Source organism: Streptomyces sp. NPDC048637 (assembly GCF_040650675.1).
In the GTDB taxonomy this organism is placed as follows: domain Bacteria; phylum Actinomycetota; class Actinomycetes; order Streptomycetales; family Streptomycetaceae; genus Streptomyces.
The window spans coordinates 393,601-413,868 of record NZ_JBEZHQ010000001.1; the positions used below are offsets into that span (position 1 = coordinate 393,601).

The 20,268-nt window shown below is 70.0% G+C and carries 14 protein-coding genes; 7 read left to right on the forward strand and 7 right to left on the reverse strand.

The features are described from left to right. Window positions 1-311 precede the first annotated feature (311 nt). From AB0C46_RS01950 to AB0C46_RS01960, 3 genes are all read left to right on the forward strand, one after another. On the forward strand, window positions 312-2,738 hold the full coding sequence (locus AB0C46_RS01950) for a penicillin acylase family protein (protein ID WP_362824917.1): 2,427 nt from the start codon (window positions 312-314) through the stop codon (window positions 2,736-2,738). Between the two features lie 185 nt (window positions 2,739-2,923). After that, window positions 2,924-3,364 (forward strand): alpha/beta hydrolase, encoded by a 441-nt coding sequence (locus tag AB0C46_RS01955; RefSeq protein ID WP_362824919.1) that lies wholly within the window; start codon window positions 2,924-2,926, stop codon window positions 3,362-3,364. Window positions 3,365-3,458: 94 nt separating this feature from the next. Then, window positions 3,459-4,817 (forward strand): FAD-dependent oxidoreductase, encoded by a 1,359-nt coding sequence (locus tag AB0C46_RS01960; RefSeq protein ID WP_362824921.1) that lies wholly within the window; start codon window positions 3,459-3,461, stop codon window positions 4,815-4,817. Between the two features lie 189 nt (window positions 4,818-5,006). Here the strand turns inward: AB0C46_RS01960 and AB0C46_RS01965 are convergent, their stop codons facing one another. Beyond that, window positions 5,007-5,834: a M55 family metallopeptidase gene (locus tag AB0C46_RS01965; protein ID WP_362824923.1), complete on the reverse strand. Its 828-nt coding sequence runs from the start codon at window positions 5,832-5,834 to the stop codon at window positions 5,007-5,009. 316 nt (window positions 5,835-6,150) lie between these two features. Here AB0C46_RS01965 and AB0C46_RS01970 point away from each other — a divergent pair, with 316 nt between their 5' ends. Beyond that, window positions 6,151-8,409: a DNA/RNA helicase domain-containing protein gene (locus tag AB0C46_RS01970; protein ID WP_362824925.1), complete on the forward strand. Its 2,259-nt coding sequence runs from the start codon at window positions 6,151-6,153 to the stop codon at window positions 8,407-8,409. A gap of 222 nt (window positions 8,410-8,631) precedes the next feature. Here the strand turns inward: AB0C46_RS01970 and AB0C46_RS01975 are convergent, their stop codons facing one another. From AB0C46_RS01975 to AB0C46_RS02000, 6 genes are all read right to left on the reverse strand, one after another. After that, entirely contained in the window at window positions 8,632-9,186 is a 555-nt protein-coding gene (locus AB0C46_RS01975) for a GNAT family N-acetyltransferase (protein WP_362824926.1), read from the reverse strand. Between the two features lie 194 nt (window positions 9,187-9,380). Beyond that, on the reverse strand, window positions 9,381-10,262 hold the full coding sequence (locus AB0C46_RS01980; protein WP_362824928.1) for a carbohydrate ABC transporter permease: 882 nt from the start codon (window positions 10,260-10,262) through the stop codon (window positions 9,381-9,383). Further along, complete coding sequence (locus AB0C46_RS01985) at window positions 10,259-11,662, reverse strand: ABC transporter permease subunit (protein WP_362824930.1); 1,404 nt, start codon at window positions 11,660-11,662, stop codon at window positions 10,259-10,261. Before AB0C46_RS01985 ends, AB0C46_RS01980 begins: the two co-directional genes overlap by 4 nt. A 19-nt stretch (window positions 11,663-11,681) precedes the next feature. Continuing rightward, window positions 11,682-13,016 carry an ABC transporter substrate-binding protein gene (locus AB0C46_RS01990; protein ID WP_362825167.1) on the reverse strand — a complete coding sequence of 445 codons (1,335 nt, stop codon included), beginning with the start codon at window positions 13,014-13,016 and terminating at the stop codon, window positions 11,682-11,684. Between the two features lie 83 nt (window positions 13,017-13,099). After that, entirely contained in the window at window positions 13,100-14,860 is a 1,761-nt protein-coding gene (locus AB0C46_RS01995) for a glycoside hydrolase family 13 protein (RefSeq protein ID WP_362824932.1), read from the reverse strand. 205 nt (window positions 14,861-15,065) lie between these two features. After that, window positions 15,066-16,337, reverse strand: coding sequence for an ABC transporter substrate-binding protein (locus AB0C46_RS02000; RefSeq protein ID WP_362824933.1), 1,272 nt, complete (start codon window positions 16,335-16,337; stop codon window positions 15,066-15,068). A 195-nt stretch (window positions 16,338-16,532) separates the two neighbouring features. Between AB0C46_RS02000 and AB0C46_RS02005 the strand changes: the two genes are divergently transcribed. From AB0C46_RS02005 to AB0C46_RS02015, 3 genes are read left to right on the forward strand one after another with little or no spacing between them, the layout of a single operon-like run. Next, window positions 16,533-17,039 carry a PadR family transcriptional regulator gene (locus AB0C46_RS02005; protein ID WP_362824934.1) on the forward strand — a complete coding sequence of 169 codons (507 nt, stop codon included), beginning with the start codon at window positions 16,533-16,535 and terminating at the stop codon, window positions 17,037-17,039. Then, window positions 17,036-17,797, forward strand: a complete 762-nt coding sequence (locus AB0C46_RS02010; protein ID WP_362824936.1) for an ABC transporter ATP-binding protein — start codon at window positions 17,036-17,038, stop codon at window positions 17,795-17,797. Before AB0C46_RS02005 ends, AB0C46_RS02010 begins: the two co-directional genes overlap by 4 nt. Window positions 17,798-17,799: 2 nt before the next feature. Continuing rightward, window positions 17,800-20,139: an FtsX-like permease family protein gene (locus tag AB0C46_RS02015; protein WP_362824937.1), complete on the forward strand. Its 2,340-nt coding sequence runs from the start codon at window positions 17,800-17,802 to the stop codon at window positions 20,137-20,139. Window positions 20,140-20,268: the final 129 nt, after the last annotated feature.

The following is a 20,268-nucleotide window of genomic DNA, read 5'->3' on the forward strand; positions in this document are numbered from 1 at the left end:
CCCCTGGCTCTGGTGAGCCACGGCCCGACGCGCAGGAAGGCGCTGCGTAGGACCGCCGAGCGCGTAGACCTTAGCCGCATCTTCCGCCACTCGTCCGTCACATCATGATCTACAGCTGGAGTATTAGGGGTGGCGGAAAGAAACCCCGGAGATTAGGGGGAGGTTACGGGTGTGGTGGGTGCTCGGGGGCCGGATAGCTTTCCGGTGCGAGGGGATCGGCCTCAACTCCCCAGGGAAATGGTCGTGATGCCCTCCGCGTGATGTCTCTGCGGAACGCTGACCATCTGCCGAACTCGTTTTCGAGGACTGCCATGTCACCTCCTCCTTCCCGCCGGGCCCTGCTGGGCACCGGTCTTGTCGGCGCTGCCACCGCGCTGACCGGCACCCTGCCGGCCGGTACGGCAGCCGCCCAGCCATCGGGTACGCGGTGGAAGGAGGACGAGGGGCAGAGGTATTCCGTGCCCGGACTGAAGCGGCCGGTCCGTGTGACGGTCGATGTCTGGGGCGTGCCGCACATTTTTGCCGACAATGTCGGTGATCTTTTCCAGGCGCAGGGATTCAACGTTGCCCGGGAACGGCTTTTCCAGATCGACACCTGGCGGCGGCGCGGTCTGGGCCGTGTCAGCGAGGTGCTGGGCGCTTCCTATGTCGAACAGGACAGGGCTGCGCGGTTGTTTCTCTACCGCGGTGACATGGCGGCCGAGTGGGCGAGTTACGGTCCCGAGGCCCGTGAGGCGGCGACGCGTTTCACCGCCGGGATCAACGGTTACCTCGACTGGCTCGGTGACCATCCCGACGCTTTGCCCGCCGAATTCCAGAAGCTGGGTTACCGGCCCGCGCGCTGGAGTCCGGAGGACGTGGTGCGGATCCGCACCCACGGCATCGGGAACAACCTCGGTTCGCAGGTGGCCCGTGCCCGGCTCATGAGCGTCGGAGGGAACAAGGCGAGCGCGTACTTCCGCAAGCTGGAACCCGACCACACGGTACAGGTGGCGGAGGGGCTCGATCTGAGCCTCATTCCCGCCGATGTCCTCGGGGTCTACAGCCTGGCCACCTCCCCCATGGTGTTCACGGACGGCACGCTGCGCAGGATGTCGGACGGGCTGAACGTCCTGCGGGAGACCGCGACCGGCAGCAATGCGTGGGCGGTCGCGCCGACGCGTACGGCGACCGGCCGGCCGATCCTGGCGGGCGACCCGCACCGGGAGAATTACACGCTGCCCGCCAACCGTTATATCGCCCATCTCAGCGCTCCCGGGCTGAACATCATCGGTGCCGGTGAGCCGTGGAATCCCGGCATCAGCATGGGGCACAACGGCACGGTCGCGTTCGGCCTGACCAATCTCCCCGCGGACCAGGCGGATCTGTACGTATACGAGCTCGATCCGGACGACCACAGCAGATACCGCTACCGCGATGGCTGGGAAAAGCTGACCACCGTCACGGAAGAGATTCCGGTGGCCGGCGGAGAACCCCGCAAGGCTCAGCTGTCGTTCACCCGACACGGACCCGTCGTCAAGATCGACGAAAAGAACCACAAGGCGTACGCGGTGCGCACCGTCTGGACGGAACCGGGCACCTCGCCCTATCTCGGCAGTCTCAACTTCCAGCGCGTCAAGGACTCGCGCGAGCTCGTCGAGGCGGTCAGCACATGGAAGATCCCCGGGTCGAATCTGGTCTATGCGGACACCAAGGGCGACATCGGCTGGGTTCCCGGAGCGATCATCCCGAAGCGCAGGGGCAGAGGATATGACGGTCTGCTTCCGGTGCCCGGTGACGGTCGATTCGAGTGGGACGGGTTCTACACCAACGCGCAGCTGCCCACCTCGCGCAATCCGCGGGCGGGTTTCTTCGTGTCGGCCAATGAGCACAACTTTCCTGCCGGCTACCCGACACCTACCTACGAGTGGCAGCCGGCCTATCGGAAGGACCGGATCCACGAGGTCCTTTCGCAACAGCGACGCACCTCCATCGCTGACACCCTGGCACTGCAGAACGACGTGAAGTCGGGAGTCACCAGGCAGTTCCTGCCGTATGTGGCGAAGCTGCGCTCGACCGACCCGACGACGGCCAAGGCACTGCGGCTGCTGTCCGGTTATGACGGCGTCGCCAGTAAGGACTCGGGGGCAGCGGCCCTGTTCGAGACGTGGATGATGCGGTTCCTGTATCCCGCGTGGGCACAGCTCCTGTTGCCGAAGCCGGCGGCCGATCAGCTGGTGGGCATCAGTATCGATTTCGATCTGCGCGTCATGAACGACTCATTCGTCCGCCCTGACGACTGGTTCGGCGCCGACGGGGCGCGGAAGCGGGACCAACTGCTGCTCAGCACGCTTCCGAAGGCCTACACCGAGGTCGCGTCGAGACTCGGCGCCGACGAGAGCGCGTGGCGATGGGGCGCGATGCACATCCACGTGTTCATCCATCCGCTCGGCGGCCCGAACGTGGGCCCCACTGAGAGAGGCGGCACCTTCGACACCGTCTGCTCCTCGTACTTCCACCACCCCGAGTATCCGTACGCGGAAGTGGTCGGCCCGACCTTCAAGATGGCACTCGATGTCGGCGCGTGGGACAACTCGCGCGTCATCAACGCCCCGGGCCAGTCGGGCGATCAGCGCAGCAAGCACTACAGCGACCTGCAGGACGAGTGGAGCGCGGGGGAGTACTTCCCGCTGCTGTACAGCGAGCAGGCGATCGAGCGCAATGGCGGGACGAGGATTCTCCTCCAGCCGAAGTCGTAGCGGCAGACGTAGCCGGTGCCGGTGCCGGTGCCGGTAGTGGTGTCGGTAGTGGTAGCGGTAGCGGTGCCGATGCTGTGATCCGTGAACAGATGAAGGTGCCCGGACCCGGGCCGAAGCCCAGGGGCCGGGCACCTTCCATGTCACCGCCGGTGTTGCCGCCGCTTCCCGGCGACGACGGTGTACGGGTGTCAGCTCACCCGGTCGTGATGCCCGGCTCGGCACCGTCCCGCGCTGTCCGCCAGAAAGCCGCACGCCCACTGCCGGACTCAGCGGTCGGCTTCTACGTCGAGAGCCTCGCCCGCGAACCCGAAGCACTGCGCGCCAGCTTCGAGTACTACCGGGCCACTGATGACAACAGCGCCCAGAATCACCGGCGCAAGCTCCATCCGCTCACCCTGCCCGTCCTCAGCGTCGCCGGAGCCCACGGGCAGGGCCAACGCCTCGCCGGCCTCCTCGACCCCGTCACCGAGCGGCTCGACAGCGCCGTCCTGCCCGACTGCGGCCACTACGTTCCCGAAGAACAGCCCAACGCCCTCCTCGAACACCCCTCCCTTTCCTTCACCACTGGCTTCGGCCACCACTGGCTTCGGCCACCAATGACTTCGCCCACCACTGACCTGGCCTAGCAGGTCACCCGACTGGACGCCTGCGCCGCCCGGCCGAGTCACCCACCGGGCGCCGCGAGCCCCGGCAAGCGAGGCTGCACTGTGGAGGTGGGTCATGGAGCAGGTGACGGCGGACGTGTGCGTCGTGGGCGCCGGATTCGCGGGACTGGCGGCCGCGCGGCAGCTGGCTGGTGCCGGGCGTGAGGTCGTGGTGCTCGAGGCCAGGGACCGGGTGGGCGGCCGCGTCTGGAACCGTGAGCTGCCCGACGGCACCGTGGTCTCCGCGGGCGGCACATGGCTGGGCAAGGGCCAGGAACGGATGTTCCAGCTCTGTCGCGAGCTGGGACTTGAGGTCTATCCGCAGTACGACGAGGGCGATCACCTCCTGCGCCTCGACGGCCGCAATCATCGCCACCGCGGCATCCCCAAGACGGGCCCGGCGGCACTCGCCACACTCGGGCTGGCCTTCCTGCGCCTGAATCTGATGGCACGGCGGCTTCCGGTGGACGCCCCCTGGGAGGCACGGCGCGCACGGACCTGGGATGCCCGCACGCTCGGGCAGTGGCTCTCCCATCCGCTCAACGTGCCCTCGGCCACCGCCCACACCCTCCTCAGGTCGACGATGAATCTGCTGTTCTGCGCCGACCCGGCGGAAGTCTCACTGCTGGGCGCGCTCGTTCTGGCCCGCGGCGGCGGGGGCAGTGGCTTCGGCTATTACACCGACACCCGCAAGACGGAATCCCACCTCGTGGACGGCGGAGCCCCCGAACTGGCCCGGCGGATGGCCGCGCGCCTGGGCACGGCGGTGCACCTGTCCTGCCCGGTCCGGCGGATCGTCCAGAACACGAACGACGTAGAGGTCATCTCCGACGCGCTCGCCGTTCGGGCCCGCCGGGTCATCGTGGCCACACCGCCCGTCCTCGCCGGCCGGATCTCCTTCGACCCGCCGCTGCCCGCCGCCCACAGCCACCTGCGGCAGTGCGTGGTGCCCGGGGCGATCATCCGGGTCCACACGCAGTACCCCGAGCCGTTCTGGCGGGGTCAGCAGCTGTCGGGCCAGACGCTCGCGCCCCAGTCGCCCGTCCCGATCACCATCGATCAGACTCCGCGTTCGGGGGAGCCGGGCGTGCTGAGCAGCTATGCGTACGGGGCCGGTGCCCTACGGCTGGGACGTCTGGATCCCAAGGAGCGGCAGGAGGTCTGGCTGGACGCGCTCGCCGAGCGTTTCGGCCCGGAGGCGCGCCGACCCACCGCATACCTGGAGACCGACTGGTCCGGGCAGCCGTGGTCGCTGGGCGGGATGGTCGCCCATTTCCCGCCGGGTGCGCTGACCAATTACGGCAGCACGCTGCGCGAGCCCGTGGGCCGGATCCACTGGGCGAGCACGGAGTCGGCGACCCTGATGCACGGACTGATGGAGGGCGCGGTGCGCTCCGGCGAACGAGCCGCCCGCGAGGTCCTGACCGCGAGGTGACCGCGCTCCGTGCGCATCACCCATCGGCGGCCGACCGCCCGCGTACGGCGGCGAGTTCGTCTGCGGGTGCAGCCGGTCCCGTGCCTGCGCCGTCGCCCGGCCGTAGCAGCGGGTGTTGGTGACGGTCACGACGTCCTCGACGCCCCAGGTGAGGGGGCGGCCGCGGCCGCCCCCGCCGGGTCGCCTGGGTCAGCAGTACGGTGGCTGGTTGGTCATGGAAGCTGCCACCCGCATCCACACTCCGAACTGACGGTAGAGGCCGGGCAGAGCGCCCTGTGCCTGAACGGTCCGGAAGTCCGTGGCGGTGACCCCGGGAATTCCCTGGAGAGCGGAGGCCACCGAGGCCGACTGCCATCGGACGGTGAGGGTGACCGGTTCCCAAACCGTCGACGTGACCCTCGGTGCAACAAGGCCTGCGGCAACGGCCTTTTCGATTGCCGTACGTGCCTCCTCCGCCGGGCGTAGTTCGGCCGCGAAACGGTCGCCGGCGTACTTCACGGCCACGGTGGTGACCGAAGCGTCCCACTCCGCCATTTCCTCGCAGGCGCGGTCGTCGCCGGTGAGGACCGCCACGGGAACACCGAGAGCTGCTGAGGTGGCGTGGGCCAGGCCGATCTCTCCCACCGGCCGGCCGTCCAGCCAGATGTCCTCGATCTCATGCCCCATGAAACTGTGGCTCAGCACACCGAGGGTGCCGGCCCGGGAGTGGTAGCCGACGCAGAGCGCGGCGTCGTGGTCGGCAGTGAGACCGTCGAGCATGCCCATGTTCTTGGGTTTGCCGCGGATGAGGCGGGCCGCCGGGTGCAGGGCCTCGGGCAGGAGGTTGCGCATGGGGCCGTGTGCGTCGTTCACCGTGATGTGGGTGGCGCCTGCTGCGAGCGCGCCCCGGATGGCCGCGTTGACGTCCTCGGCCATCATCTGGCGTCCGTGCTCGTAGTCCCGGCCACCGGGCTGGACATCGTCGGCGTCGACGAGCCCGGTAATGCCTTCCATGTCCACACTGATGTAGATCCGCACTGGGGCCAACCCCTCCAAACTCGATCACATGGGACGACGTCAGCCACACCGTCGACGGTTCCCCCATCTGTCTGTAGGGGCTTTCGGGATCGACTTCGGGCAACCCAAGCCGTTCAGCAGACCACATCCGTCACTCAGGGTTGGCCACTCGGGGGCGTTGGCGCACCACAGAAGTCCCTGCCGGAGCAAAAAGAAATACCCCGGACCGAGTTGACGGCCGGGGTATTTCTCTGGGTATATTGAGGGCTTCTGTGTCTTGCAGAAATTCAAGACACAAGCTCACCTACATACCGAACTTTATCCGAGCGGAGTTGAATTGTCAAACGAGGAATGGCAGCACGAGCAGGAATTCATCGATCTGCTCTATGACCGCCTCACCGAACTGCGGGACCTGGCCGAGGGAGCGGTGCACGCCGCCGTCCAGCGGCCCGAAGGCAACCACGCCCAGATGCGACTGGAGCGCAATGTGCTGGTGGCCGAACAGTCCGGCCTGCTGGCCGCCTTCAATGCCGGAGAAAACGGCCTGTGTTTCGGTCGGCTGGCATTCCGCGACGGCCGAGACCACCACATCGGCCGGATCGGTATCCGGCGCGACGACCCGGACCGTACCCCGCTCGTCATCGACTGGCGGGCCGAGGTCGCCCGCCCGTTCTACCTCGCCACCGGGCACACCCCGATGGGGTTGTGCCGCAGGCGGCACATCACGACCGAGGGGAGGCGCGTCACCGCCCTGCACGACGAGATCATGGACCTCGCCGATGCCGTACGGACCGGGCACGAGGGCACCGACGCGGACTCGGTACTGCTGGCCGCACTGGACGCGGCGCGCACCGGACGGATGCACGAGATCGTGCAGACCATCCAGGCCGAGCAGGACGGCATCATCCGTGCCCCGCACCACGGCATCCTCGTGGTGGAGGGCGGCCCTGGCACCGGAAAGACCGTCGTCGCACTGCACCGCGCCGCCTATCTGCTCTATGCGCACCGTGAACAGCTGGCCCGCCGTGCCGTACTGATCGTCGGGCCGAACCCGGCGTTCCTCAGCTATATCGCGGAGGTGCTGCCCTCGCTCGGGGAGACGGGCGTGCTGCTCGCCTCGCCCGGCGAACTCTTCCCGGGCGTGACCGCGACCGGCACCGACACCCCCGAAGCCGCCGAGGTCAAGGGCGGTGCGGCGATGGCCGATGCGCTCGCGGCAGGCATCCGGGACCGGCAGGCCCTGCCCGACTCCGCGATCGTGATCGACCATGAGGACGGCGAACTGCGGCTGGACGCGGACATGGCGCGGGAGGCGCGGCACCGGGCACGGGAGACCAGGCTGCCGCACAATCTCGCCCGCCCCCACTTCGCCTTCCGCGTCATCGACGCGCTCACCGCGCAACTGGTCGACCGGATCGGTGCGGACCCCTTCGGCGGGCCGAATTTCCTCGGCCCGGACGACATTGCCCAGCTGGGCAAGGCGATCGCCACCAGCGCCGAAGTGCACCACGCCATCGAGGAGTTGTGGCCCGAGCTCACCCCTGAGCAGCTGGTCGCCGACTTCCTCGCCGATCCCGTCCACCTCCCGGACGCAGAGGCGGACACGATCCGACGGGTGGCCGGCGACTGGACCCCCGCAGACGTTCCGCTGCTGGACGAGGCGGCCGAACTCCTCGGCGAGGACACCTCCGCGGCCCGCGCCGCCGCCGAGGCCGAGCGCCAGGAACGGATCGACTACGCCCAGGGAGTGCTCGATCTCTCCTACGGCTCCCGCACCCAGGAGTTCGAGGAACGCGACGACGAGGACTCGGAGGTGCTGGCCGCGCACGACCTGGTGGACGCGGAACTGCTCGCCGACCGCCACGAAGAGGCCGACCACCGCAGCGCCGCCGAACGCGCTGCGGCCGACCGGACCTGGGCGTTCGGCCACATCATCGTGGACGAGGCACAAGAGCTGTCCGCCATGATGTGGCGGTTGCTGATGCGCCGTTGCCCGACCCGTTCGATGACGCTGGTCGGCGACCCGGCGCAGACCGCCGAGCCCGGTGGCTGTGGCTCATGGGAGGCGATCCTCGCGCCGTACGCGGACGACCGCTGGGACCTCGTCAGGCTCGGCGTCAACTACCGGACGCCGACCGAGATCATGGAGATCGCGGCGCAGGTGCCCCGGTCCGCGGATCCCTCCTTCACACCGCCGCGTTCGATCCGCTCCACCGGTGTACGCCCATGGGCGCACCGTACGGACGACCTCGCGCGTGTGGTGGCCGAGGAGGTGGCACGGGAGAGCCACCAGGACGGCCGGCTCGCGGTGATCGCCCCGTCCGCCCATCACGAGGCCCTGGCCTGCGCCCTCCCGGCCGCCTCCGCCGGACCGGCCCCGGATCTGACCAGTCCGGTGGTACTGCTCGGCCCGCGGCAGGCCAAGGGCCTGGAATTCGACTCCGTGATCGTGGTGGAACCGGCGGAGCTCGGTGCGAGCGATCTGTACGTCGCGCTCACCCGGGCGACCCAACGGCTGGGCGTGGTCCACACCGGGCCCCTGCCGGCCGGACTGGAGATGCTGCCGAGGCCGGACGCCGCCCCCGTGAGCCGGTGACCGCACCGTGCCGGGCGCCGCATGGCCGGATGCGGCGCCCCGGCCCCGCGCATTGCGCAGCCTCAGCACGGCCGCGCAATCTCACCACGGCCGGGGGACCCGGACCCACGCCAAACCGCGGCCGGGGGACCCGGAGGCCGGGGGACCGGACCCACGTCAACCGGCCCCCCGAACCGGCTCCCGCGCCCTCGCCGCGTCCCCGACGGAGCGAACCGGCCGGCTTCACCCTCCCTCGACGCCCCGTCGCGCTCCTGCAGAGATCCGGTACAGCACGCTCCGGCGCAGCGGGCCGTCGGGCACGTCGGGATCGTCGAAGTCGTCGGCGGGGTTGCGGGTCATGCCGAGGCGGCGCATCACCGCCTGGGAGCGGAGGTTGGTGGCAGTCGTCACCGCGAGGATCTCCGGCAGGCCGAGTGTGGTGAAGCCGAAGGCCAGGGCGGCCTCGCCGGCCTCGGTGGCGTAACCGTGCCCCCAGGCCGAACGGGCCAGCCGCCAGCCCGCCTCCACTCCGGTGAACGGCATGTCGTCAGCCACCGGGTCCAGACCGGTGAACCCGATGAACTCCCCGGTGGCGCGCACTTCGAGCGCCCACCATCCCCAGCCGCGGCGAGCGAGATCGGCCTGGAAACGGGCGACGGATGCCGCGCTCCGCTCCGGTGTCAGCACCTCCGGGAAGTACGCCCGGACCTCGGGATCGGCATTCATCGCGGCCCAGGGGCCGAGATCGGACTCCCGCCATTCGCGGAGCAGCAGGCGCTCGGTGCGCAGTTCGGACATCGCGCCAACCTAGCCCGCGCAGGCCCGGGGGACGACCGAATAACGGGGCCTCTGGGGGACGGGCAGGGCCGGGTGGAGCCTTCGGCTCGCCGCGCCCCCGCCGAGGAACGGAGCAGCGCGCGACACGATGCTGACGTGTGCCGCGCGCTGCACTCCCCTCCCCGTAGGCCCGGTCCCCCGATGCACCGGGCCGGCTATTTGACCGAACCGGCCATGATCCCCTGCACGAAGTGCCGTTGGAACGCGAAGAACACGATCAGCGGCACGATCAAGGACAGAAATGCGCCGGGCGCCAGCACCCCGATGTTGCTGCCGAACTGCCTCATCTGCGACTGGAGGGCCACGGTCAGGGGCTGCGACTGGTTGTCGGCGAAGAGAAGGGCGACCAGCATGTCGTTCCAGACCCACAGGAACTGGAAGATGGCCAGGCTGGCGATGGCGGGACGGCCCAGCGGAAGGACCAGCTGGGAGAAGATCCGCCATTCCCCGCCGCCGTCCATCCGGGCGGCCTCCAGCATCTCCTTGGGGATCTCCGCGAAGTAATTGCGCAGCAGGAAGATGGCGAACGGCAGACCGTAGGCGGTGTGGAAGAGCACCACACCAGGAATCGAGCCGAACAGCCCGAGCGCACCGAACAGCTTGGCCACCGGCAGCAGCCCGATCTGGACCGGCACCACCAGCATGGCGACCACGACCAGGAAGACCCAGTCCCGGCCCGGGAAGTCCATCCAGGCGAAGGCGTATCCGGCGAGCGCGGCGATCACCACGACGGCCAGGGTGGTGGGCACCGAGATCAGCACCGTGTTCCAGAAGGCCTGGACGATGCCGGAATCCTTCAGCAGAGACGTGTAGTTGTCGAGCGACAGCTGGCCGGGCGTGGTGAGCGCGGTCCACCAGCCGCTGCTCGCGTTCGCCTCCTCCGTACGCAGCGAGGAGAGGAAGAGCCCGGCGGCGGGGGTGAGCCAGACCAGGCCGACGATGAGCAGGAACACCTGGATCACGCCGCGGCTGAGCCACTTCGCCGGCCGTGCCCCCGCCCGCCGGCGGGACGCGGGAGTTCGGTGGACGGTGGTCATGACTGGCTCCTGCGGAAACGTCGGATGTTGAGGGCCATGGCCGGGACCACCAGGAGGAGCAGCAGGACACCCAGGGCGCTGCCGAGTCCCTGGTTGTTGCCGCCGCCGAAGGAGACCAGCCACATCTGCAGGGCCAGGACATTGGCGTCCTGCTGCACGGGACCGGGGGCGATGATGTAGACGAGGTCGAAGACCTTCATCACATTGATCACCATCGTCACGAAGACCACGCCCAGGACCGGGCCGAGCAGCGGAACGGTGATCCTGCGGAAGACCTGCCACTCATTGGCGCCGTCCATCCGGGCGGCCTCCAGGACGTCCCGCGGCATCGAGGAGAGCCCCGCACCGATGAGGACGAGCGCGAAGCCGGTCCAGATCCACATGTAGGCGCCGATGATGGCGGGGGTGATGAGGGCCGGGCCGAGCCAGGAGATGCCCTCGTACGGCGGGGCGAAGTCCTTCGCGGGGAGCTGGACGGCGTAGGAACCCGGGGCCAGGTGGGGCAGGCGGTAGGAGCCGTCCGGTCCGGTGGTCGCCGTGGCCACCACCTTGCCGTGGGAGTCGACCGCCTGGACCGAGAGCTTGGGCAGCCCGCGTTCGGCGCGGTCCACCGTGCCGGGCTTGCCGCCACCGCCGGGGGTGAAGTCGAGGTAGACCACACCGCGCAGTTCACCGTCGGCGGCCGGGGACTTGGCAGCCGGTGCGGCGGGCCGCGCCTGCGCCGGCATGTCCTTGGGCGCGACGCCGACCAGACCGAGGTTGACGGTGTTTCCGGGGCCGGTGCGGTGCGCCGTGCGGTAGGAACCGTCAGGCCCCTTGGTCAGCTGCTTGTCGCCGAGGCGCGCCTTGGCGGTGGGGAAGGAGGTGGACTTCCCCTGGACGCTGTCGTGGATGCCGACGGTGACCGCGTTGAGCACACCGCGCTGCGGATCCTGCTCGTAGGCGAGACGGAAGATGATGCCGGCGGCGAGGAAGGAGATCGCCATGGGCATGAACATCAGCAGCTTGAACGCCGTCTTCCAGCGGATCCTCTCGGTCAGGACCGCGAGGACCAGACCGAGTCCGGTCAGCAGCGCGGGGGCGAAGACGACCCAGATCGCACTGTTGCGGATGGCCCGGAGCGTGGCGGGGTCCTGGAACATCGCGGTGTAGTTGTCGGCGCCGACGAAGGTGTCGCCCGAGGCGTCGTACAGGCTGCGGATGACCGAGAACACGATGGGGTACGCGACGAGGGCGCCCAGCAGCAACAGCGCGGGGAACAGGAACACCGCGGCGATCCGCCGGCGGCGCCGGACCGCGCGCCGCACGGGGGCGCTCGCCCTGCCGGGTGTGCCGCCCGGGGGGAGGGACGCGGTGCCGCTCGACGTGGCGGGCGGCACCGCGGGAGTGGTGACAGGCATGGGATCGGGCCCTCGGTCCTTACTTTCCGTACGCCTTGGCCGCGGCGGCCTCGAGCTTGCGAGCCGTTGCCTCGGGGGCCGAGGGGTCGCGCAGGAAGTCCTGCAGCAGCTTCCATTCGCCGGCGCCCTGGGTGCCGCCGAAGGCCGCGGGGGCCTGGTCGGACATGTCGAAGCGCACGGAGTTCCCGGCCTCGGTCAGCCACTGGGCGGCCTTGCGGGTGACCTCGTCGTGGTAAGCGCCTGCGGGCACCTTCTTGTTGGGCGAGATATAGCCGCCGGCCTTGGCCCACACTCCGGACGCCTCGGGCGTGGCCAGGTACTTCACCAGCTCCATCGCGGCCTTCTTGTGCTTGCCGGCCTTGAGCACCACGGCGGCGTCACCGCCGCTGACCACCGGCGCCTTGCCGTTGTCGACCGAGGGGAAGGGGAAGAACTTGGCGTCCTTGCCGACCTGCTTGTGGAGCTCATCGGTGACCAGGGCGCTGACGAAGTCTCCCTCGTAGACCATGGCCGCCCCCGGCTCCGGGCCGAAGACCTGCTGGACGGACTCCGGGAAGTCGGTGCGCAGCGCGCCCGAACCGCCGCCGGCCACCAGGTTCTTGTCGCCGAAGAGCTTGCCCAGCGCGGTGAGCGCCTTGACCACGCTGGGGTCCGTCCACGGGATCTTGTGGTCGGCGAGCTTGTCGTACTTCTCCTGCCCGGCCTGGGAGAGGTAGATGTTCTCGAACCAGTCGGTGAGCGGCCAGCCGGCCTCGCCCGCGACGGAGAACGCCGGCACCCCCGAGTCGGAGAGCGTACGGCCCGACTTCAGCAGCTCCTGGTACGTCTTCGCGGGCTTGACTCCGGCCTGCGCGAACGCCTCCGGGTTGTACCAGACCGTCGACTTGTGCGAGGCCTTGAAGTACAGGCCGTAGTAGGTCTTGTCGACCGTGCCGTAGTCCCTCCACACCTGCGCGAAGTTCTTCTTGGCCTCGGCGCCGACCTCTGCCGAGAGGGGAGCCAGCCAGCCCTTCTTGGCGAACTGCTGGAGCACACCGACCTGAGGCACCATCACCACATCGGGGGCGTTGCCGCCCTCGACCTGGCTGCCGATCACCGTTGAGACGTTGTCGCCGGTGGAGGAGAAGGTGACCTTCGCGCCGGTCTTCTTGGAGAACGCGTCCAGCACCTTCTTGAAGTTCTGCTGTTCCACACCGGTCCAGACACCGGCCACGGTGACGTTCTCACCGCTCAGTTCCTGCTTGCCGCCCCCGGCGGAGACCCCGCCGCCGCAGGCGGTGGCGGAGAGCGCCAGGCCGAGCACGGCCGCGCCGGACAGGGCGGCTCGGGTGTGTCGTACTGAGGGTCGTCTCATCATGGGGATTCCCTTCGGGAGGAACTGCGGAAGGAGTGCGGGAGGAGTGCGGGAGGACTGCGGAAGTCGGGCTGTCGAGAGGGCTAGGGGGTTTCGGGGGCGTCCATCCACCAGGCGGCGGTGGAGCCGGGGACCGTTCCGGCGGGGCAGTCGCCGCTCGCCAGCAGGGGGACACCCGGTACGGGGGCCGGCACCGGCTCGGTGCCGAAGTTGACGGCGCAGACCAGGCCGTCGCCACGGGCGAACGCCAGGACCTGTGGCGGGGACTCCAGCCAGCGCAGGGTGCCTTCACCCAGCTGCGGAAGACTGCGGCGCAGCGCCAGCCCTTCGCGGTACAGATGCCAGAACGACCGGGTGTCGGCCAGCGCCCGGTCCGTCGCGTGGTCGGCGAACCACTCGGGCTGCGGCAGCCAGGGCCGCGCCGCGTCGGTACCGCTGGTGAAGCCGAACGGCGAGGCGTGCCCGGACCAGGGCAGCGGCACCCGGCAGCCGTCGCGGATGTGCTCCCGGCTGCCCGTGCGGTGGTAGATCGGGTCGGTGAGGACCTCGTCGGGCAGGTCGACGACCTCCGGCAGGCCCAGTTCCTCGCCCTGGTAGACGTACGCCGCGCCGGGCAGCGCCAGCATCAGCAGCGCGGCGGCACGGGCCCGCGCCGGGCCCAGCCGTCCCGCGGACTCCGTCCGGCCGGCGTCCCCGGGATCGGTCGCGTACCGGGTGACGGTCCGGACCTGGTCGTGGTTGTTGAGCACCCAGGTGACCGTGGAGCCGGTGCCCGCGATATCGGTGAGCGCCTCGGAGATGACCGTGCGGAAGGTGTCGATGTCCCAGCGCGCGGTCAGCAGGTGGAAGAAGAAGGCCTGGTGCAGTTCGTCGGGCCGGACGTACGCGGCCTGCTCGCTCGGTGTCCGTACGGAGACCTCGCCGACCAGCAGCCGGTCGCGGCCGTCGCGGGCCGTGTACTCCTCGCACAGTGCGCGCCAGTCGCGCCACACCTGGTGCACCTCGGGCTGGTTCCAGGCCAGCGGGTTGACCGAGTCGCGGGTCCGCTCGTCGGCCGACGGGTCGGGGGAGTCGGGCAGTTCGGGGTGCTTGAACAGCCCGGCGGCCACGTCGATACGGAAGCCGTCGACCCCGCGGTCCAGCCAGAAGCGCAGCACACTGTCGAAGTCGGCGCCCACGGCGGGGTTGCGCCAGTTCAGATCGGGCTGCTCAGGGGTGAACATGTGGAGGTACCACTGGCCTTCGTCGCCTGACGCCTCCGTGACCCGGGACCAGGCGGGGCCGCCGAACATGGCCCGCCAGTTGTTGGGCGGCAGCTCACCGTTCTCCCCGCGCCCGTCGGCGAAGTGGAAGAGCGACCGTGCCGTGCTGTCCGGGCCGTCCGCCAGGGCGGCGCGGAACCACGGGTGCTCGCTGGAGCAGTGGTTGGGGACGATGTCCAGGAGCAGCTTCAGCCCCAGCCGGTGGGCATCGGCCACCAGGAGGTCGAACTCGTCGAGATCGCCGTATACGGGGTCGACATCGCGGTAGTCGGCGACGTCGTAGCCGTGGTCGTGCTGGGGGGAGGGGTAGAAGGGGCTGAGCCAGATGCCGTCCACCCCGAGCTTCTTGAGGTAGGGCAACCCCGTGCGCACACCGGCCAGATCGCCGATGCCGTCGCCGGTGCTGTCGAGGAAGCTGCGGACGTAGACCTGGTAGATCACCGCGTCGCGCCACCAGCGCTGTGCCGTGTTCCGGGACGTGGGCCCGGTGGCCGGCGAGGGGGCGGCGGAGGCCGGACCGGGGTGGGAGGGGGAGGGCGCGGAGTCGGCCGGGGAGCCGTTCCCTGCCGTGGCTATGAGCATCTGCCGTGATCCCGTTCTTGCCTGGGCATGCCGTGCGGCTGCAATCGCTGTTATGCATGCATGTTAAGTAGGGATGTCTTTTCGGTGTCAACGAAATGGTCAAAACTCGCTGCGAGATGCCCGAATTTGCGGGGGAATATCTATCCAGCCTGTACCTAACAAGTAAGTAGGGGAGGGCTGGGGTGAGGTGCGGAGGGCTCCGGGGTCAGCCGCGGCCGACGATGGCCGTCAGCTCTCGCGTCAGACGCGCGACGGTGGCATCCGTGCTCCGCCGGTGGATCAGCGCGTCGTGCATGACCGCCTGCACCGCCAGGCTCACCTGGTCGTACTGCGGGCTCTTGATGCGCGGTTTGGCCGCCAGTACGCCCCGCTTGAGCGTCGGCAGGTACGGGAAGCGCCGCACCAGCTCCGGGTCCGTGTACAGATCGGCCCAGACCGGCGGCAGCGCGCCCTCGGTGAGCACCCGGCGCTGGACGGACTCGGTCGTCAGATAGGAGATCAGCTCGGTCGCCGTCTTCTGGTGCCGCGACTGTGCGTTGACCGCCAGGTTGGAGCCGCCCAGCGCGCTGGAGCCCGGTCCGTCGGGACCCGGCAGCGGCACCGCGCCGAACTTCCCCGCCACCCCGGAGGGCCGGGCATTGGCCAGCGCATAGGCGTACGGCCAGTTCCGCAGGAACAGCAGCCGGCCGTCCTGGAACGCCTTACGGGACTCTTCTTCCTTGTACGTCAGGGCCCGCTGCGGGATCCAGCCCTCGCGCACCCCGTCGAGCAGAAAGGACAGACCGCGACGGGCCGCGGGGGAGTCCACCGTCACCCGCGCCCCCTCGCCCGCGAGCACCGTGCCACCGGCCGACTGAACGGCCTCGACGACATTGGCGGTCAGCCCCTCGTACGGCAGGAACTGGCCCGCGTAGCCGTCCAGCCCGTACTTGGGCGCGACCGTCTTCGCCAGATGCGCCAACTCGGCCCAGGTGCGCGGCGGCCGCGCACCCTCCCGGTCGAGCACGTCCTTGCGGTAGTAGAGCAGCCCCGCATTGGTCACATAGGGGACCGCGTAGAGCCGCCCACGGAAGGTGGCGGTGTCCACGACGGGAGGCAGGAAGCGCTTCAGCGGGAACTGCGCACCGTTCACGGGCTTGATCCAGCCCGCGGCCGCGAACTCCGACGTCCACGCCACATCGATGTTCAGCACATCGAAGCGGTCGCTGCGGGAGCGCAGCTCGGTGACCATCTGCGCCCGCACCTCGTCGGCCGCGTCCGGCAGCTCGACCAGGGTCACCTTCTCGCGCGGATGCCGGTCGTTCCAGCCGTCGAGGACGCCCCGCAGATAGCCTGTGAGGTCTCCGCCGGTGACCAGAGTGATGGGGCCCCGCCCGTCCGCACCGCCCGCCGGTTCCCCGGCCTGTGCGCCCGCATTGCCTGCGAACAGCAGAACGCAGACCAGCAGAGCCCTGCCCGCGGCACGCTTCCACCGCATGGGCTCCTCCTTGAACCAGGCGTCGACGGGTACTGGACCGACAACCCACCCCATGTATACCTGTTAGCCATGCGGGATACTAGATGCTGCAGGAAGATGCGAAAGCGACCCGGCTCACAGCCGTATGGGGTCAGATGACCGGCAACTAGGGCTGATCCGAAAGACACCCCCAGGGCGGGGAGGGAGAGGGAGAGCGTGCGGCTGCCACTCCTGGCGCTGTTGGTCAGCGGTCCCGCACACGGCTATGAACTCAAGCAGGCCCTTGAGAACCTCCTGGGCGCCGCATACCCTCAGCCGAACGTCGGCCAGATCTACGTCACCCTGGGCAGGCTGGAGAAGGCGGGCCTGATCGAGGGAGAGGACGTCGAGCAGTCGGACCGCCCGAACAAGCGCATCTACCGGATCACCGCGGCGGGACGCGAGACGGTGGACGCCTGGTTCGAGGAATCCACCGCCGAACCACGGGTCAGGGACGAATTCTTCATGAAGCTCGCCCTGGCTCCCCACACCGGGACCGCAGACCAGATCGCCCTGATCAACAAGCAGCGCCGCCACTACCTCAACACCATGCGTGACCTGTCGAAACTCGCGGCGGTTGAGGACCGGGAGAACCGGGTGGCACAGCTGCTGATAGAGGGCGCGATGCTGCATCTGCAGGCGGATCTGGACTGGCTGGAGCGCTGTCAAGAGGAGTTGGAATGAACCGGGACGAGCCGTCCGGCCCGATAGTCCGGGCAGCCGGCCTGGTGAAGACCCACCGGCCGGAAGGCGCTGCCCCGGTCCACGCGGTGCGGGGCGTCGACCTCAGCATCGAACGCGGTGAGTTCGTCGCCCTCACCGGCCCCTCGGGAGCCGGTAAATCCACCCTGCTGCATCTCCTCGGCGGCCTCGACCGGCCCGACAGCGGTTCGATCTGGCTCGACGGCCGGCAGGTCGACGCCTACAGCGAGGCACGCTGGGCGGTGCTGCGCCGCAACCACATCGGCATCGTCTTCCAGTTCTTCAACCTCGTCTCCAACCTCACCGTCGCCGACAACGTCGAACTCCCCGCACTGCTGGCCGGCCGGTCCCCCCGGCAGGCCCGCACCGACCGGGCCGAGCTGCTCGACGAGCTGGGGCTGACCGGCAAGGAGAACAGCACCCCGGGCGAGCTGTCCGGCGGTGAACAGCAGCGCGTCGCCCTGGCCCGCGCCCTCGTCAACACCCCCAGCCTGCTGCTCGCCGACGAACCCGCCGGAAGCCTCGACAGCAAGGGCACCAGAGAGGTGCTGCGGCTGCTCGCCCGCTTCCACCAGCGCGGCCAGACGATCTTGCTGGTCACCCATGACGCCAGGATGGCCAGTGCCGCGGACCGGGTGATCAGCTTCTTCGACGGCCAGGTCGTCGACGACGCACACCTCGGCGACGGCCCGAAGCGCCCCCCGGCCGGTGTGGCCGACGTGCTCAAGCTCAAGGGCTGACCGTGCGAGCAGCGGCGCGCTGGACGCAGGCGCATCTGACGGCACACCGCCCCGCGGCGGTGCTCACCGCGCTGGCCACGGCCGGAATCACCATCTCGCTGCTGCTGGCCACCGCCCTGTTCGCCTATGCGACCGACCCCTGGCAACGGGCCTTCACCCAGTCCTCCGGCGCCCACGTATGGATCCACACCCAAGGCGGCGCCGCCGCTGGATCGCTCGCCGACCTGGACGAGGTACGGGCCACCTCCGGGCCCTTCCGCACGGTCCGCACCACCGCGAGCCTGCAGCCCGGCGACGCCAAGGCGACCCTCGAACTGCGCGGTGCGGCGAAGCGCCCTGCCACCGCCGCACCCCAGATCGTCGCGGGCCGCTGGCTGGCGGCGGGCGCCGATGGGGGCGCCACCAAGGGCATCGTCCTGGACAGCTCGGTGGCCCACGCGATGTGGGCCAAGCCGGGTGACACCATCGTGCTGAGCGGCTTCGCGGCACATCTGCGCGTGGTGGGCGTCGCGGACACCGCCGAGGTCTCCTTCCGCGCGGGCGGGACCCCGGGTGTGGCCTGGGTGCTCCCCGAGACCCTCGACGCCTCCGACGCGGGCCGTGACCAGCGCGGACGCACCATCGGCCTCCGGCTCGGCGACCCCGCGGACACCGACTATGTCGTCCAGCGGGCGGTCACCCGGCTCGGTGCCGACCAGATCACCGATGTCTCCACCTGGCGGCAGGCCAAGGCCGAAGCCGAGGGGGACAACCAGCTCCTCGGGCGGCTGCTCGGCCTGTTCGGACTCGGTGCGCTGCTCGCCGCCGCCCTGGCGGTGGGCGGCGCCATCAGCACCAGGATCCGCGGACATCTGCGGGACATCTCCATCCTCAAGGCCATCGGGTTCACACCCGGCCAAGTGGTCCGCATGTTCGTCGCCCTCCACCTCGGCCTCGCGCTGCTGGGCGTCGCCCTCGGGGCACTGCTCACCCAGGCGGTCGGGGCTCTGGTCCCCGGGCGGATCGGGGAGGCGATGGCCCTGTGGCGGCAGCTTCCCGGGCACACCTGGCTGACCTTGGTGATCTCCGGCGGTGTGGTGGCCTTCATCGGCTCGGCGACCTGCCTGGCGGCGTGGCGGGCCGGACGGGTGCCTCCGGTGCCCGTCGCCCGCGCCGCCACTGCCGCCGGTGGCCGGGCCTCCGCGCTCACCCGCCGGGCGCTCGGCCTCCGGGTCCCCCCGGCCCTGGTCCTCGGCTGGCGGGGTGCCTTTCACCGTCCGCTGCGCTCCTCGGCAGCCGTGGCCCGGCTGGCCGTCCCGCTGCTGTTGATCACCATCGCGCTGGGTGCCTGGACCACTCTGGACCGCTTCACCTCGCACCCCGAGAACGTCGGCCTGTCTGCGGCCCTCACCGCGCGCTCCGACACCCTCAACGACCCGGAGCTACGCCAACTCCTCGCCTCCCAGCGGCAGTTGACCGCCTACCCCGGTGCCGAGGTCCAGGCGCTCGTACCGGGTCAGACCGGGACGATTACCCTGCGGGGGCTCGGCACGGACGCCCGGCCGTACCCGGGCGCCGTGGTGGAAGGGCGCGCTGCCCGCGGTCCCGACGAGGCGGTCGCCGGACAGGGCCTGCTCGATCTCCTGGACGCGCGGGTCGGTGACTGGGTCCGGATGACCGTCGCCGGCCGGCCGCATGTCCTCCATATCGTCGGCCGCAGCATCGAGACATCCGACGGCGGCCGGGTCGTCTCCACCACCCTGGACACGCTGCGCGAGGGTGACACCGACGACGCGGCGCCCGAGACGTCCCACCCACCGCGCCCGGACTTCTACCAGTTGGTCCTGCGTCACGGTGCCGACCCGGACTCCGTGCGCGACACCCTGTCCAAGGCGTCCGCCGGCCGCCTCGAAGTGCGTGAGATCCCCAACCCCGCCGACCAGCTGTCCGCGGTCCGTGCCGTCAGCGTCGGGCTGATCGCGGTGCTGGTCCTGATCGGGCTCGTGGAGCTGGCGACGACGGTCGGGGCCGGGGTCCGTGACCGAAGCCGTGACCTGCTCGCCCTCCGGGCCGTCGGCCTGACGCCACGTCAGATCACCGCCGTCATCGTCTCGGCCACCTCCTTCATCACCCTGGCCGCCGCGCTCGCCGGCACGGCTCTGGGCGTCCTCGCCTCCCAGTGGCTGATCAACCTCCAGGGCCGCACCAGCGGCTGGGGGACCGGCATCGCCCAGCACCCCGCCCTCGGCACCCTCCTGCTGGTCATCGCCATCGCTGTCACCATCGCCGCGACGGCCTCGGTCCTCCCCGCCGCCCGCGCGGCGCGGCGCCGGCTCGCGGACTCGGCGACCGATCTGCTCTAGCCGGCACGGTGCCGGGCCGTTGGCCGCGGTGTGCGTCTACCGTCCGGGCCCGGGGCCACAGTGGCCCTCGGCCGGACAGCACAAGGCCCCCGACCGGAACCCGGTCGGGGACCTCATGTGCCCTGTTCG